Genomic DNA, 16,698 nt, shown 5'->3' with positions numbered 1-16,698 from the left:
GTATATGGTGCTGGCTGTTTACCGCTCAGAAAGTTGATGGGCTATTTTGATTTCAATATTCTTACGTGATGCAGCGATATGACGGCGCATTAGCATTTCGGCTAGCTCACCATCACGGTCACTAATGGCTTCAATAATTTGGGCATGTTCTGAAAATGCACGACTGGCTCGTGGGCTGTGCATGCCAAATTGGCAACGATACATGCGGACTAAGTGATAGAGTTGGCCACAAATTAAATTAATAAGTTGTGCGTTATGGCTGCCCATGATGATTTTATAATGAAAATCTAAATCACCCTCTTCTTGGTAATAAGCCACACCATCTTTAAGCGCTTGTGCGGATGCATGTTGATTAAGCATCGCTTTCATGTCGACAATTTCAGCGTTACTCATGTTTTCTGCCGCTTGCCTGCATGCCATGCCTTCTAGCGCCTCGCGTACAAAGTAAAGATCGACTAGACCTTGCGTTGTACACTGCACGACTCGTGAGCCGACATTGGCTTTACGCTCAATTAAGTGGCATTTTTCAAGTCTATTTAATGCTTCACGCAGTGTGGAACGACTGACTTTATATTGCTTTGCAAGTTCAGGTTCACTGATTTTACTGCCCGCGAGTATGTCACCGTCAACAATGGCACGCTGCATCAGCACAAAGACTTTGTCCGCTGTCGTCACTGCAACTATTTTGGTTGGATCATCTAAAGACATAAATTAGCAGGCCATTTGAAAGTGTAAGATTGTCGACAATGTTTATTTTTTATTCAATATGATTGAGTTTTTACACCTTGTCAACATATGCGCAACATATCATCACATTTACTCATGATACAAACGCTTCGCATTAGAAACTGGAAAGTTATTAAAGCTGTTCTATACTGAATAATGAGAAGCGTTTATTTCTACTAATAAACCTTAGAGGTGAAGTAGATATAGCAACCACGTCAGTTTCTGGGCTTGAAACGTGGCCAACGGGAAAGAAGCAGAACCCTGTAATAGCTAATTCTCGACGCGCTTTTCACACTTTTAAAATCCATAAAAAAACCGCATCATTCGCGGTTTTTTTATGGGCTTTAATAAATGCCATTATTCCTAGCGCCAGCTTTATAGCGAGTCAACATACAATAAAATCAGCGAATATTTGATAAGTAAACATGTATTTTATAGTGAAAAATACATGTTAAATATAATCGAAAAGTTGGTATGTTCGATAAAACGACTACTTAATAGTTGATTAGCCCCTGAAAAATCAGGCTAAGTTTGCTACACTCACCTAACCATAAATACATACATAAAATAGAACGGGACAGTTCTAACTGAGGACTAATGAGTATTAATAGGGATAAATACAGTATTGATAATACTGACTATACGGTTGGGCAAGATAATGTCCAAAAATGGGGCTTTGATGTTCACAATCCAGTATTCGGCATTAGTGCATCACTTATCGGCATCTTTTTAATTGCCATTTTATTAGTTGACCCTGAAACGTCGAAATCTGTTCTCGATGGCATCAAATGGCAAATCATAGGAGCTTTTGACAGCCTATTCATGTGGTCTGCAAACATCTTTGTTATTTTCTGCCTTGCATTAATTGTTTCACCATTTGGTAAAATTCGCTTAGGTGGTGATGACGCTAAAGCTGACTATAGCCGCATGTCTTGGATAGCAATGCTATTTGCTGCAGGTATGGGTATTGGCTTAATGTTCTGGGGCGTTGCAGAACCTGTTGCTTACTACACGGGTTGGTATGAAACACCACTTAACGTAGCAGCAAATACACCTGAAGCAGCACAACTTGCACTCGGCGCAACAATGTTCCACTGGGGTCTGCACCCTTGGGCTATTTACGGTGTTGTTGCATTGTCACTGGCTTTCTTTGCTTATAATAAAGGCTTACCACTTTCAATGCGTTCTGTATTCTATCCTATTTTAGGCGATAGAACATGGGGTTGGGCTGGTCATATTGTTGATATCCTAGCGGTTATCGCAACACTGTTTGGTTTAGCGACATCACTGGGCTTAGGCGCACAACAAGCAGCAAGTGGCTTCCAACATGTATTGGGCATTGAAAACGGTCTGTTTTTACAAATTTCGATCATCTTTATTGTGACATTACTGGCCGTTGTATCCGTTATACGTGGTATTGATGGTGGCGTTAAAGTTATTAGTAATATCAATATGCTACTTGCTTTAGTATTATTGATATTCGTTGCATTGGTGACGTTTGCAGTATCAATGGGCACAATTCCAACGACGATCATGGGCTATGTTGAAAATATCATTCCACTAAGTAACCCTATCGGCCGTGAAGACTCGGCGTGGATGCACGGTTGGACTGTATTCTATTGGGCTTGGTGGATTTCATGGTCACCATTCGTAGGTATGTTCATCGCGCGTATTTCACGTGGTCGTACAATTCGTGAATTCATCACTGCGGTATTACTTGTTCCAACAGGTGTTACTATCTTATGGATGTCTGTATTTGGTGGCGTCGCTATTGATCAAGTTGTAAATAACGTGGGTACTTTAGGTACTGAAGGCTTGAAAGATGTACCTCTAGCTATGTTCCAAATGTTTGATGCGCTGCCTATGGGTGATGTGTTATCAATGCTAGCGGTATTATTGGTGTTAGTATTCTTCATTACATCATCAGATTCAGGTTCACTGGTTATCGACAGCATTACTGCTGGTGGTAAAGTTGATGCGCCTGTACCACAACGTGTGTTCTGGGCATTAATTGAAGGTGCTATCGCAGCAGCACTACTTTGGGTTGGCGGCACACAAGCAATTGAAGCGTTACAAGCGGGTGCAATTTCGACTGCACTACCGTTTACCGTTCTCTTGTTGGTTATGTGTGTAAGCTTAATCATGGGTTTAAGAACTGAACAGCGCAAACGCTAAGCAAGTTCAACCCACCTTAAATTAGACTCTACTTGAGTTTTCTATAAGCTGTCAGTTCACGCTGGCAGCTTTTTATCTCGCCATTATTATGCACTTCAATTGACAACCCCCTCAAAGTAATGCACTATTTTTTAATGCGTACTCTAAAACAACAATTATGTCATTTTGTATTGGTTTTCATTCTGCTATTGAGTGAGGCTTCTGCTGACGTAAATTTTGATACGTATATAGGGTCAGAAACTGCCCTTAAATCTGAAATGAATAGTGCCATGATTACTACCGAGCCAATGGCTGCTACGGGTATGAGTATGGGTATGAGTATGGGTATGAGTATGGGTATGGGTATGGGTAACTGTATTCAATGTCTCGATTTACCAGAAATAACCTGCACCAACAGTGCGTCAGCTGACTGTGACAGTAACACTTGTTCTTCTGGGCAATGTAATAATTTAATCGAAAACCCATCATTTCAAACGCGTCATACGCGATCAGACGACTCACTCAAATTCCAAACTATTATTTATAAAGACTATTACGTTTCTCTGATCCCACGCCCTCCTCTCTTATCTCTCTAAGCGCTAAGACCAGCAACACCTCTCATAGCGCACGCTCATAAATAAAAAATTAAAATGCAGCAGCATACTGCATTGCTGCACCATATCAATTAAGCGTTGAGATACTAAAGATGAAACTATCAAATACAAACAAAGTAATGACCCTGTCTATCGCCCTACTTATCATGGGTTTGTTAATCTTCACATCAAAAGCAGAAGCTGGAATTAGAGCGATTATGTACAAGCCTCTACAATGCGGTTGCTGCGATAATTATGCCGATTACCTAGAAAATAATGGCTTTGATGTCGACGTAAAATCAATGCCATCACTGGTACAGACAAAACGCACAGCAGGCGTACCAAAAGGTTATGAGGGTTGCCATACTCTTTACGTGGATGGCTATGTTGTCGATGGACTGGTACCCGTCAATACCATTTATAAATTACTTAAAGAACGCCCTGAAATAACGGGAATTACACTACCTGGTATGCCTTGGGGTGCACCAGGAATGGATAGTCGCCCTAAAAGCGCGCCATTAGTTAGCTACGGATTTCAAAAAGGCTCATCCGATACTTTTGTTTACGCAAGAAACTAAGTTATCAGTTTCATTTGTTTATAACCAAGGTATTCATTTAGGAGTCAATTATGTCATCACTTACAATTACGCGTGTTAACTCGGTCTATCATCCTGCCCGCAAGGTCTTACGTAAAGTTTGCCACTACTTTGTATTCATTATGTTCGCGAGTACGAGTATGGCGACAGTAGCAGAAACAGGTACAAACGGTTCGCTTATATCAATCACCAGTAACCCAGACAACAAGACGTTAATGCTAGCTTATTCACAAGCATTATTTCAGCTTAATATGGAAGATAATAGCCGCGAATTAATCCCATTACCTCAGTCCGTAATCACCCTGACAGGGGTGGCGGTAAATAATGAAAATGGCGAGATATTTATTGCAACTCAAACCCAAGGCGTACTTACTAGTTCTAATCACGGAAAAAGCTGGGAGCCCCGTAATAATGGACTAGCCAGCAGGACAATAACAGCGCTCACCCAACATGCTCAACAGCCAGAAACCTTATATGCCATTGATCCCACACAAGGGATCTATCACACTGAAGATGCGGGGAAAAACTGGCTGTTAGTCGATGGTGGTCCACCTGAAATGAACAATGTCATCATTCATTCAGATATGCCAGACAGTATGCAAACAGGCTGGATATTTACGGCAACAAGTAATGGTGTCAGCCGCTCTATGGATTGCTTTTGTCTTTGGAGCCAAGCAGGTGAATTACAAGGCGAAATAACCGCGCTAAGTTATGATCCTCAGCTGCCAAAACAAATCTATGCGGCAACAGATAAGTCTATTTTTCTGACTAAGGATGGCGGACAAAATTGGACCCAAATATCAGTACTAAAATCAACGTTCAGTGCGTTACACATCACGGATTCGGGCATCATTTATGCTGGAACACAAAACGGAAAACTGATGAAAAGTGCAGATAAAGCACAAGACTGGGACGTTATCGATGGGAAATAAAACATTCACAATCACCAGTGTTTTTATCATGATCATTGCGTTTACAACCAAAAGTTACGCAGTATCAACTAACAATACCACTGAACGTTTGCCTCATAATATTGGCTTGAAGGTATATCAACAAAATTGCAGTGTTTGTCATGGTCAAAATGCCGAGGGCGCTCTAAGTTGGAAAGTACCAAATAGCCTTGGTGAACTACCAGCGCCACCCCATAACCAAGATGGTCATACTTGGCGACACAGTGATGCCATGTTACAGCGAATGATAAAAACAGGTTGGCGGGATCCCTTTAACAAAACAAAACGCCTGACGATGCCCGCTTTTGGCGAGACGTTAAGTCCAATAGAGATCAATGCTGTTATTGATTATATGAAAACCCTTTGGACCCCTGCTCAAGTGGAGTATCAGCAAAAGGAAAATAGTAGACGCTAAATAGTAGACGAGAGGCCAGTGATACGGATATTACTGACCTCTCTTATCAAGAGAATCTTATCAATTAGTCTTAAAATATAACCATAAAATATTTCATATTAAACAATTAAATGCGATACGAAATATTAGTATTCTCACCTTTCATATATAGTCGTCACACTACCCAAATTACCTTAAGGTAATACCCCAATCAATTTAGTTACTGAGTGCATTAATGAAAAATTTGATTACTGTTATGATTCTTTCTTTTCTATTCATAGGTAAAACATACGCGGCAGCAGATTTAATTGCGGGCAAATTTTATGCTGAATATCTACAGCCAGATCCGTTTGATAAAACAAAAGAATACACACACCTGCGTTATGATGGTTACAATCACCATATCAGCTGTAAAACCTTTGCGATTAGCGCACCGTATAACGAATATGCAGGGTTTGATAGCTTTACTTTTCCAGCACAAGTCAAAGTAAAACGTGAAAATGGAGAGATAATTAGCTTTACCAATGCACAATATTCGACAGGCACAAGTATCGAAATCATTAGCCGAAGCCGCAACTACCTCATTTCAACCTATGGCAAAGAATACAAAACATTAATTAGTGCAATGAAATCTGATAACAAAATAACATTCGCAATGAAATGGCATAAAGGCTGGGAAACATCAGAGATGGATCTAAAAGGTTTTACTAAAGCATATAGCGTACTTAATTGTAAATAAGCTAATTTTCGCCAATATTGAAATTTTTGAGCGTCTATTGCGCTTTTAGCAAAACTTGTTACTATTACCACTTACATAGTCGGGGGGCCTAAAGGCTGAGATCGCAAATTGCGAGACCCGTTGAACCTGATTCAGTTAACACTGACGTAGGGAACTATCAGTCTCGCTTCTCATGATTTGACTTTCTACGTCTCTAAATCCTTAGCTAGATAAAGTTCCTGTGCGTCTGCTCTAGGGATATTTATGCTAAAGGCTATCACAAACACATCAACTGATTTTTCATCAGAAAACAGTCTCTCAAAAACACAAAACCAATCGACCCCTATCGTACTAACGATTGCAGGTTCTGATAGTGGTGGTGGTGCTGGTATCCAAGCTGATATCAAAGCCATGTCAGCAACAGGTAGCTACGCTTGTTCAGTAATAACCGCGATTACCGCACAAAATACCCTCGGCGTTTCCGCAATCTTCCCTATCCCACTTGAACATATCGAAAAACAACTTGATGCCGTATTTAGCGATCTAAATATTGTGGCCGTTAAAGTAGGCATGTTAGCTGACAGCGAAATAATCAAAGTCGTGGCTGATAAAATCAAGCAATATAACCCTGAATTCTTAGTCGTCGACCCCGTAATGGTAGCTACCAGCGGTGACCTTTTACTTAAAGAGTCAGCGATCAGCACACTCAAGTCAGAACTATTCCCACTTGCCGATTTAATCACCCCGAATCTACCTGAAGGGGCAGCATTGATTGGCTCTGATATTCCGACTGATGAGCACCAAATGCAAAACATGATCAGTGCGTTATGCCAGCTTGATGTCAAATCTGTGCTACTTAAAGGCGGTCACTTAGAACAAGATACAAACAGTAACGATCTACTTATCTTTCCTCATCATGTCGAACAGTTAACAGCAAAACGCATCAATACCAACAACACGCACGGTACTGGCTGTACGCTTTCTTCTGCAATAGCCTCTTATTTAGCGCAAGGACATGAACTACTTCAAGCCGTAAAACTCGGTAAACAATACATCTCTAAGGCTATCGCCCATGCCGATGAATTAGAGATAGGCAGCGGTCATGGTCCCGTTCATCACTTCTTCGCTGGTCACAAAAATGTCTAACCTCGCATCAAAAGCGATACAGGTCGAAAATGACCCTATCAGTCATACCCAAGCCATGAACATCTCAATTAGTAATGGCCGCCTACGATACAGCGATAGTACAGCACCTGTATTACAAGGGCTGAATATAACAATGCTTGCAGGGCAATGGACCTGCATTTTAGGGCGCAGCGGTTGTGGTAAAACAACGTTACTACGCCATTTGGCAGGACTGTTAAATCAAAAAACGGAATGGTCGGGTGATATATCTGTTTATTCAGCGCTAACAATTGACTCAGATTTGAAATCCAAATCAAAGCCATCACCCCAGCTCGATTTGACCCAGCATATAGCCTACATGGCACAGCAGGACTTGCTATTACCTTGGCTATCCGTACTCGAAAACGTCAAGCTTAGCAGTAAATTCGGAGATGAGGCATCAGCAGGTGACACAAAAAAAGCGCTCGACTTACTCAGTAAAGTCGGTCTTGCTGATAATGCGGACAGTTTACCTCAGCAACTCTCGGGTGGGATGCGTCAGCGAGTGGCACTCGCAAGGACATTAATGCAAGACAAACCCGTGGTATTAATGGACGAACCTTTCTCTGCATTAGACGCCGTCACTCGTTATCGATTACAAGATCTTGCCTGCGAATTATTAAAAGATAAGACCGTTGTGCTCATCACTCACGAACCACAAGAAGCGATCCGCTTAGCCCACCAAATTTATATTATGCAGGGGGCTCCAGCAAGCACAGCACAGTTACAAGTGCCAACTTCTGCAACACCACGTCCATTTGATGCTGAATGTGCACAACTACAACAGCGCATAATGACTTGCTTAGCACAAGAATATGAGGCTGATCATGAGTGACACCATAACCCCATCACATACCTTGCAGCAGCAAACCACAAAAAAGAATAAATTATCCATTGGATTATCCCCCCTTCTTCGCATCTTGATTAGCGCATTTGTGATTATTGGATTATGGCAAGGTATTGTTGTGGTTTTTGATATGCCCTCCTTCATCTTACCGACGCCTTTGTCTGTTTTTGAACGGTTAATCGAACGCCATGAGGTATTACTTAAGCACACGTTAGTAACCGCCCAAGAAATTGTATTTGGCTTATTACTCGGTTTATTCATGGGACTGTTTTTTGCGCTACAAATGTTGCTTTTCAAACCCATCAAGCACTGGTTATTACCGATACTGATTGCCAGTCAGGCTATTCCTGTATTCGCGATAGCTCCCGTTCTGATGCTTTGGCTGGGTTATGGCATGGCATCTAAAATTGTCATGGCTGCGTTAATCATTTTCTTCCCTGTGACCACTTGCTGTTATGACGGTTTACGTAATACACCAACGGGTTATCTCGACCTTGCTAAAACCATGGGGGCAACCAAGTGGCAACTCCTACGGCATGTTCAATTTCCAGCATCGTTACCAACCTTAGCATCCGGTATTCGTGTTGCCGTAGTGATTGCACCAATAGGGGCCGTTGCAGGTGAATGGGTTGGCTCAAGTGCGGGGTTAGGTTATCTGATGCTACAAGCCAATGCGCGCATGATGATTGATGAAATGTTCGCAGCATTACTTATTTTATCTGCGCTGTCTGTCTTACTGTATTTCGCCACCGACAGAATATTAAAAAAGCTCGTTCCTTGGGACGCCTAGTAGATCACCATTGATCGTCGCCGATCACCATTATTCACTCACTATCGACTTACTTACATTTTCGTCGAATAAAAGAAAACATAAAAAGGACATTTAATGAAAAGCAATATGTTATTCAAAGCCGCTGTATTTACTACTGCGATCTTATCTGTAAACGCACAAGCAGAAACTAAGACACTGACGCTGATGTTAGATTGGTTTGTTAACCCAAATCATGGCCCTATCGTTATTGCGAAAGAACGTGGCTACTTTGAAGAACAAGGCGTCAACGTGGTGATACAAGAACCAGCGGATCCAAGTATGCCCCCTAAGTTAGTCGCAGCTAACAAAGTTGATTTAGCGATCACCTATCAACCCAATTTAACCATTGATGTTGCTGCAGGTCTCCCGCTTATTCGCGCTGCGACGTTGATCGCCACACCGCTGAATACCTTGATGGTGCTAGATAACAAAAAAATCAATGATATTTCTGATCTTAAAGGCAAGAAGATAGGTATCGCGATTGCAGGTAACGAAGAAGCAACTATTGGCACCATGTTACAAACAGGCGGTGTTAACTATGAAGACGTAGAGATCATTAATGTCGGTTGGGCACTGTCATCATCATTAGCATCAGGCAAAGTAGATGCTATTTGGGGTGGGTTACGTAATTTCGAAACCAATCAGCTCGAACTAGAAGGCTTTAAAGCTAAAGCATTCTTCCCTGAAGAACACGCTGTACCTGCTTATGACGAACTTGTGTTTGTTGCTAATGCTAACACGTATAACAAATCAGCAATCAACGCATTCAATAAGGCGTTAGAACAAGCGACGACTTACATCGTGAATCACCCACAAGCATCATGGAAAGAATTTGTTGCTTACGCACCTGATACGTTAAACAACGAGCTTAACAAACGCGCTTGGAACGATACGCTAACACGTTTTGCCCTACGCCCTTCTGCCGTTGATTTAAAACGTTATGATGATTATGCCGAGTTTATGTATTCACAAAAAATCATCAAGACATTACCAAAAGCACAAGATTACGTACCAACGCTGTAAACAAATAATCAAAAATGAGAGTACATAAACAATGAATCACCAAGATTTAATTAATGCGTGTAAAGAAGATTGGGAGGCGTATACCCAACATGCTTTTGTGCAACAATTAGCGCAAGGGACATTATCACAGCCAAGTTATTTACATTACCTTAAACAAGATTTCTTGTTTCTAAAACAATATGCACGAGCTTATGCATTAGCGATTTACAAGGCCCGTACCTTAGCTGATATGCGAAAAGCATTACCAAGTGTACATGCACTATTGGATTCTGAAATCGGTCACCACGTTAGCTATTGTGAAAACTGGGGGTTAACCGAATCTGATTTAGAAGCTGAACCTGAAGACTTCGGCACTGTCGCGTATACACGTTACGTCCTTGATGCTGGCATGACTGGCGATATTGTTGATTTGTATGCAGCCCTAGCGCCCTGTTCTATCGGTTATGCCGAAATAGGCCGTAACCTAGCGGCAAGTATTAATACCAAACGAACTGATAACCCGTTTTCCAGTTGGATTGAGCTTTATAGTGGTGACGAATTTCAACAAGGTGTCGCGCAAGGCACTGATCACATAGATGCACTGCTAGCTGAAATAGACGTTAATAGTTCTCGAGGGCAAAACCTTATCCATGTATTTAGAACGGCAACACGGATGGAAATTGCGTTTTGGCAACAAGGATTAGACGCGGATAAGTAGCGACCACCTATACAAGTAAACTAAACACTGTCGTCGACTAGCGATTACTCAATAACTCGCTAGTCGATAACGTCAATATTAAAAGAATTGCCATAACAAATATTGAATAAATACGACAGTATTAACACCTCTATCATTAATTAAAACTACAGCCACAGCTTTTTGACTGGCGTATCCGGTGAAAAGTGATAATGAATTTGAGCTTGTAATAACTCAGCGGTTGCAATCGCATCTGTTAACGCATCATGTGGCGGATAAGCAGGCAGATTATAACGCGAGCGACTATTCGCAAGTCTAATTGATTCTTGGCGCTTACGTTTAAAGAAGTTTAGAAAGCCTTTATTTTTCGCGTCTTGAACATCGGCTTCAATTTGCATCGTATCAATAACTGGAAATACAATTCCCTCGTTAATTAAACTGCGTAAATTGCTGTCGAAAAAGTCACGTTCAATACGACGATAATGAACCACTACAACCTTTCCTGATAATGCCTCTAATACGGGTTCTAAAATCCGTAATAAATCCGGAGCACCGTTCAAGTCAGTATGAGTAATGCCATGAATAATAATGGAATTTTCTTGTAACTTATCTTCAGGATCAATATACCAGTGCTGTGCTTGACGACAAAAGATACGCTTTAAATTGAACGGCACAAGGCCAATGCTAATGATACTGTTTTGTTCCGAATCTAGACCTGTTGTTTCAAAATCTAACGCGACAAAATCAATATCACTTAACTTTGTTTCATCGTGATACATACCAGCGCTATAAAAAGACTTTAAACGTTCATCCTTGCTCTGTTCTACTTTAACTTTATAGAACGCACCCCAGTTTAAAATCTCTTTATTAATAAAATTATGCATTAATCATCCCTACATTTTATTGGCGGTATAACGATATTTTAAAAAGTTCTGGGCGTTACTTAACACCAAAAATGCATCTTTAAGATTACGACGTTCAAATTCCGACATATTTTCTGGTTCGATATTATTATCCGGTTCGATTTCAGACTCTACGTCTAACGCTTGGTGGCGCAAGCGCACAAGAGAAATTAATTCCATTGCATGCTGTAGATCTTGTCCTTTCGACGGCGGTAAAATACCCGCTTCAATGATATCTTCCAAGCGTTCGAATGAGTTTTGAGATTGCGAACCAATCGCTAACCCATGCACACGAATCAGATCAGCAAGTGGCGCTGTACCACGACGTTTCAAGTTAATCGAATTATTATGGCGACCGTCTTTTTCCATTACAAAGTTTTTAAAGAAACCCAATGGCGGTGTACGATTTAATGCATTACGTGCCAAACAGGCTAAGAATCGATTATTTTTCTTCGCTCGACGTAAAATGAAGGCATTTAATTGTTCAGCCCATTTAACACGACCATAAACACCCGTTAAATCAAAGAAAATAGAGCAATTTAATAGTGCCTGTGGATTCGGGTTATCAATCCAATCAGCAAAACACTCTTCCCACTCCGTTTGTGTTTTACGAAACTCAGGATTCGTTGCCATAATATCGCCCGTACAATAGGTATAGCCGCAAGCTGCTAATCCATCACATACAAACTTAGATAATGCTTCAAAATATGGGCCATGCTTCTCATTATCGTAACTATTATCTAAAATAATGCCATTATCTTGGTCTGTTACAATCAATTGTTCGTCACGTGCCATCGAGCCTAAGGCTAAGAAACAATAAGGCACAGGCGGCTGACCTAGCTCTTCTTCAGCAAGCTCAAGTAAACGCTGCTTAAAGCTACGCCCAATCTCTGACATTGCACTACCAATCATGTGTGAGTTGGCATCTTCATTAACCATACGCACAAAACAATCTTTAAGCTGCTTAGAGAGTAAAACCAGATCTTCAATATTTTGCTGTTGAAAAATACTACCTGACAACAACAAACTATTTTGAGATTCATAACGAATAATATCAGCCACTTCAATAAGACCAATAGGCTGCTTGTTCTTTAGAATAGGTAAATGATGGACGTTATAACGCAGCATCATCAGCATCGCTTCTGAAACATAAGCGTTATGATCAAGTGACATTAACTCTGTCGACATAACATCTGAAACAGGGCTATCAACGCTCAGACCCGTCGCTATCACTTTTGCACATAAATCATGTTGAGTGATAATACCAACAAAGTTATGGCCATCTTCATTGATAATAGCCGGATCATTAATCAACGCAGCTGACACATTTTCTTCTGCCATCACCTTAGCAACGTCTTGAATTGATGTCGTATTTTTTAACATCACCAAGTCTCTGCTTAATAACGTTTTCACTTTTGATGTGGTTAATGAGTTAGCATCATCACTATTTTCTTCAACCGCTTGTTTTAATCGAATAGTACCTTCCACTTCCGAAAAATCAGAAAATGCTTCATAACGTTCACAAAAATCATGAAATACAGCTTCAGGAATGCAATAAACAAGCGTGTCTTTAACGGCTTTAGCAGGGAGTCGTACTTTATTATTCGCTAATAACCCCATCTGCCCAAATATCTCGCCTTGATCAAGACGGTTATATAACTCACCTTTACGACGATATATTTCTACTACGCCACTGCGAATAAAATACAAGTCATGGATCTTATCGCCATACTCAATGATCATTGAGTCTGCACGAAAATAAGAGATTTCAATGCTTTTTACCACTTCCTCTAACGCTTCTTCTGGGAGTTGATCAAAAGGTTGATACTGGCTTATAAAGCTTTGAATTTCTAGTAATTCGATTTCCATTCTTTACTCTACTTATAAATTATTAATATGCCGAAGCGCGTTTAATTAAAGATTCTGCTTGTCGGCGTAATAGCCAATCAGCACCAAGTGTTATTGATTTTTCTGCAAGTGAACGAGCTTGATTATATTTGCCTTGAGAGAAATATTGTTCACCTAAACGGTAATAAGTGTCGGGATAACGCGGGGCAATACGGATTGCACGCTCTAATGACACGATAGCACTACGATGGTCGCCACTACTAGACTGCTGTTCAGCTCGTTTCATTAACGATAAAACAGCGGCAGGTGCCTGTGCAGTATGATCAATCGGTGCAGGTTTTGGCTTCGCTTTTTGTGTCGTTTTACCTTGCCCAGTCTGCGTCGTTGATGGTTTATTCGACTCTTGTACTGCTGTACCATTCGAATTATATGTTGGAATTGTTCCGCAGGCCGTCAACAGCCAAGGCAAAGAAACTAAACACAATCGCTTTATTATTTTCATTATTTCCCACATTACATTTGAGGCTTATTAACTAAACGGCTATACACAAAAGAACTATTCAACAAGATCACGGAACCATTCAATCACTCGCTTCACGCCTTGATTACAGCGTAATTCAATTTCAGGCTCATCGCCATTTATAAACGGCATTGGAATTGAATTAAGGCAACTACCTTGGCTACCCTGTCCGGTATCACGATCAACCCAGCCCACAGTAATATTTTGTGGTGGCAGATTCTGAATTGGTAGTTCTGAACGTTGGCGTAAAATATCAGCCCACACTCGCAGTGCACCGCTCGAACCCGTTAAACCAGTGCTCTTGTTATCATCGCGGCCCATCCATACAACAGCCATCATGTCGCCAGAGAACCCAGCAAACCAACTGTCTCTTAAATCGTTAGTCGTGCCGGTTTTACCTGCTACTTCAAAGTCAGGTAATAGCCATTCAAGTGCTCTGCCCGAGCCTTCGTGTGTCACCGCCTGCATCGCATGACGTAACATATAAACAGAGCCCGCATCAAAGCGTTTATCAACCGCTAGTGGGTAACTTTTAAGTACATTACCACTTGGTTCCACAACAGCACTAATCGCTAACAGGGGAGTATAAAAACCATCTGCAGATAATGTCTGATACATTTGTGCAACTGTTAATGGTGTCATATCCACGGCCCCAAGCGTGATCGCTGGTAACTCAGGTATACGTTGATCGACACCTAATCGATTAATCGTTTTAACCACCTTGTCTAAGCCTAGTTCGTTACCCAAACGTGCTGTCGATTGATTGTAAGAATTCGCTAACGACTTATAGAGTAGTACCTCACCATGATCTTTCTTATCATAGTTTTTTGGTGACCAAATATCCCCATTAGGTAAACTCAGGTTATATTCATCATCACTGATTACGCTGGCCAAATTATACTTTTTAGGTTGCTCTAATGCAGTAAGGTAAACCGCTGGTTTAATTAATGAGCCGACTTGACGCTTAGCATCAATCGCTCGATTAAAACCAGCATAACGGGCATTAGCCCCACCCACTACAGCAATCACAGCCCCCGTGTTTGGACGGGTGATCACTACCGCACCATCAAGCTTGGTACTCAAGCCATTACGTTTATGTTTAGCTATCGCTTTTGTTAGGCTTGATTCGGCACTGTTTTGAACAAGTGGATCAAAATGCGTAAAAATAGATAAACCATTTTCACTTAAATCTTCGACCTTATAATCTCGCTGTAATTGCCGACGTACTAAATCAAGATATGCAGGGAATCGTTTGGTGCTACTTGCGGTACGCTCGCCCATACCTAATGGCTTGGCTTTTGCTTCCGCAGCTAAAGCACTGTCTAAACGCCCTTCTCGCACGGCAATATCAAGGACTAAATCACGACGTTTAAGTGCTCGTTCTGGATTTCTCCACGGATTGTAGTAGCTCGCACCACGTACTAATGCCACCAATAATGCCTGCTTATCTAGCGGTAAATCTGCCAGTGGTGTTTTAAAGTAATACTGACTTGCTAAACCAAAACCGTGAATAGCGCGAGGGCCATCTTGACCAAGGTAAATTTCGTTAATGTAACCTTCTAAAATATCTGACTTACTCGAATGAAGCTCAAGTAAAATCGCCATTAATGCTTCTTGTGCTTTGCGGCTTAAGGTTTGTTCAGAAGTCAGGTAATAATTTTTAATCAGTTGCTGAGTCAGTGTCGATGCACCTTGAGAGATACCACCTTGTTTAATGTTTGCCACTAACGCACGTGCGATACCACGAACAGAAATACCAAAATGCTCATAAAAGCTATCGTCTTCAACTGCGACTAACATACCCTGTAATGATTCAGGCACTTCTGACAACTGCACTAATAATCGGTCTTCATTATGTGCAGGGTAAATACCACCAATAACAACAGGCTCTAAGCGTAATAGCCCCGCACCATCGTCCGTATTAAGCGAGCTCACTAACCCATCTTGTAATGTAAGTAAGATATTCCGAGGCGGCTCTAAATCATCACTAAATTGGAATCCAGGCGTATAAATTCGCACTTGATTACCGCGAATATTGGCTTGCCCAGGTTTCGTTGGTGTTGAAACAAATTTATAACCTAATAAGCCCAACTCGGTCTTCAAATCACGAACAGTTAATGCTGCACCTTCATATATTTCTAACGGACGAGCATAAACAGTCGATGGTACGGCCCACTTATTTTCATCAAACGTTGATCGGATAATAACATCCAAGTAAACCATGACCGCAATACCAATAAACACTGGGATGAGTAATAATTTCCACCACAATCCACTGCGTTTTTTATTCTTATTTGTATTATTATTTTTATTGTTCTTCTTACTTTTCTGTTTATTGTTATTCACAAGCACCTCTCGTTGCCATTCCGCCGTAAAACGACAACTCATTCTAATCTGTTACTATGATCGAATACTAACATAGTAAATGCATTTCAACCGATATTGTATTTACTGTAATAACAACCATAATCATGAGATAGTAAGTTAATAACTGCATTTAAATAGTGTATTAATCCAATAAGTTAATTATCTAATTCGCTATAAAAACATAATAAAAAACACTTCAACCACTTTCAGGTGAAAGCACAATCGATTATGTTGATAAATTACCTATATCCCCTACTAGATCTGCCTTTATTACTCTGGAAGCAGTCGATCGGTATCACTAAAATAAGACTCGTTATTAGATAATCAACTGATTATTGGTCGATATTATAGCAAAATCTATTCTTGTAACTATGATTAAAAAAACACGTCATAGTTCACATAAAACAAG

General features: G+C 40.8%; 16 protein-coding genes and 1 riboswitch. Of the genes, 11 read left to right on the top strand and 5 right to left on the bottom strand.

Annotated elements, in window-relative coordinates; genetic code table 11:
- Positions 1–18: 18 nt before the first annotated feature.
- A complete protein-coding gene (locus tag HWV00_RS08350; RefSeq protein ID WP_211685634.1) occupies positions 19–708 on the bottom strand; it encodes a GntR family transcriptional regulator in 690 nt (229 codons plus the stop codon).
- Between the two features lie 615 nt (positions 709–1,323).
- Here HWV00_RS08350 and HWV00_RS08345 point away from each other — a divergent pair.
- From HWV00_RS08345 to tenA, 11 genes are all read left to right on the top strand, one after another.
- The gene (locus HWV00_RS08345; protein ID WP_211685633.1) at positions 1,324–2,901 is read left to right on the top strand and encodes a BCCT family transporter; all 1,578 of its coding nucleotides are present in this window, start codon (positions 1,324–1,326) and stop codon (positions 2,899–2,901) included.
- A gap of 134 nt (positions 2,902–3,035) precedes the next feature.
- On the top strand, positions 3,036–3,476 hold the full coding sequence (locus tag HWV00_RS08340; RefSeq protein ID WP_211685632.1) for a hypothetical protein: 441 nt from the start codon (positions 3,036–3,038) through the stop codon (positions 3,474–3,476).
- 110 nt (positions 3,477–3,586) lie between these two features.
- Positions 3,587–4,051, top strand: coding sequence for a DUF411 domain-containing protein (locus HWV00_RS08335; RefSeq protein WP_211685631.1), 465 nt, complete (start codon positions 3,587–3,589; stop codon positions 4,049–4,051).
- Between the two features lie 50 nt (positions 4,052–4,101).
- Positions 4,102–5,001: a hypothetical protein gene (locus HWV00_RS08330; protein WP_211685630.1), complete on the top strand. Its 900-nt coding sequence runs from the start codon at positions 4,102–4,104 to the stop codon at positions 4,999–5,001.
- Positions 4,991–5,434 carry a cytochrome c gene (locus HWV00_RS08325; protein ID WP_255554975.1) on the top strand — a complete coding sequence of 148 codons (444 nt, stop codon included), beginning with the start codon at positions 4,991–4,993 and terminating at the stop codon, positions 5,432–5,434. Before HWV00_RS08330 ends, HWV00_RS08325 begins: the two co-directional genes overlap by 11 nt.
- Positions 5,435–5,648: 214 nt before the next feature.
- Positions 5,649–6,152, top strand: coding sequence for a hypothetical protein (locus tag HWV00_RS08320; protein WP_211685629.1), 504 nt, complete (start codon positions 5,649–5,651; stop codon positions 6,150–6,152).
- A gap of 70 nt (positions 6,153–6,222) precedes the next feature.
- A riboswitch (TPP riboswitch) is annotated at positions 6,223–6,322 on the top strand.
- Between the two features lie 73 nt (positions 6,323–6,395).
- Complete coding sequence (thiD, locus tag HWV00_RS08315) at positions 6,396–7,277, top strand: bifunctional hydroxymethylpyrimidine kinase/phosphomethylpyrimidine kinase (protein ID WP_211685628.1); 882 nt, start codon at positions 6,396–6,398, stop codon at positions 7,275–7,277.
- Positions 7,270–8,130, top strand: a complete 861-nt coding sequence (locus tag HWV00_RS08310; RefSeq protein WP_211685627.1) for an ABC transporter ATP-binding protein — start codon at positions 7,270–7,272, stop codon at positions 8,128–8,130. Before thiD ends, HWV00_RS08310 begins: the two co-directional genes overlap by 8 nt.
- Positions 8,123–8,932, top strand: a complete 810-nt coding sequence (locus tag HWV00_RS08305; RefSeq protein ID WP_211685626.1) for an ABC transporter permease — start codon at positions 8,123–8,125, stop codon at positions 8,930–8,932. The genes HWV00_RS08310 and HWV00_RS08305 overlap by 8 nt, the downstream gene beginning before the upstream one ends.
- Before the next feature lie 96 nt (positions 8,933–9,028).
- Positions 9,029–9,976 (top strand): ABC transporter substrate-binding protein, encoded by a 948-nt coding sequence (locus HWV00_RS08300; protein ID WP_211685625.1) that lies wholly within the window; start codon positions 9,029–9,031, stop codon positions 9,974–9,976.
- Positions 9,977–10,007: 31 nt separating this feature from the next.
- Entirely contained in the window at positions 10,008–10,673 is a 666-nt protein-coding gene (gene tenA / locus HWV00_RS08295) for a thiaminase II (RefSeq protein WP_211685624.1), read from the top strand.
- Between the two features lie 146 nt (positions 10,674–10,819).
- Here the strand turns inward: tenA and HWV00_RS08290 are convergent, their stop codons facing one another.
- Genes HWV00_RS08290 through mrcB form a run of 4 tightly spaced genes read right to left on the bottom strand, consistent with a single transcriptional unit; the run spans position 10,820 to position 16,310 of the window.
- Positions 10,820–11,536 carry a 3'-5' exonuclease gene (locus HWV00_RS08290; RefSeq protein WP_211685623.1) on the bottom strand — a complete coding sequence of 239 codons (717 nt, stop codon included), beginning with the start codon at positions 11,534–11,536 and terminating at the stop codon, positions 10,820–10,822.
- A gap of 9 nt (positions 11,537–11,545) precedes the next feature.
- On the bottom strand, positions 11,546–13,423 hold the full coding sequence (locus HWV00_RS08285; RefSeq protein WP_211685622.1) for a DUF294 nucleotidyltransferase-like domain-containing protein: 1,878 nt from the start codon (positions 13,421–13,423) through the stop codon (positions 11,546–11,548).
- Between the two features lie 22 nt (positions 13,424–13,445).
- Entirely contained in the window at positions 13,446–13,904 is a 459-nt protein-coding gene (locus tag HWV00_RS08280) for a tetratricopeptide repeat protein (RefSeq protein WP_211685621.1), read from the bottom strand.
- A gap of 54 nt (positions 13,905–13,958) precedes the next feature.
- Entirely contained in the window at positions 13,959–16,310 is a 2,352-nt protein-coding gene (mrcB, locus tag HWV00_RS08275; protein WP_211685620.1) for a penicillin-binding protein 1B, read from the bottom strand.
- Between the last annotated feature and the right edge of the window lie 388 nt (positions 16,311–16,698).

Origin of the sequence: Moritella sp. 24 (assembly GCF_018219155.1) — a bacterium.
Classification (GTDB): Bacteria; Pseudomonadota; Gammaproteobacteria; order Enterobacterales; family Moritellaceae; genus Moritella.
Note: the sequence above shows the minus strand (reverse complement) of the source record. Positions and strands in the feature narration are given on the sequence as shown.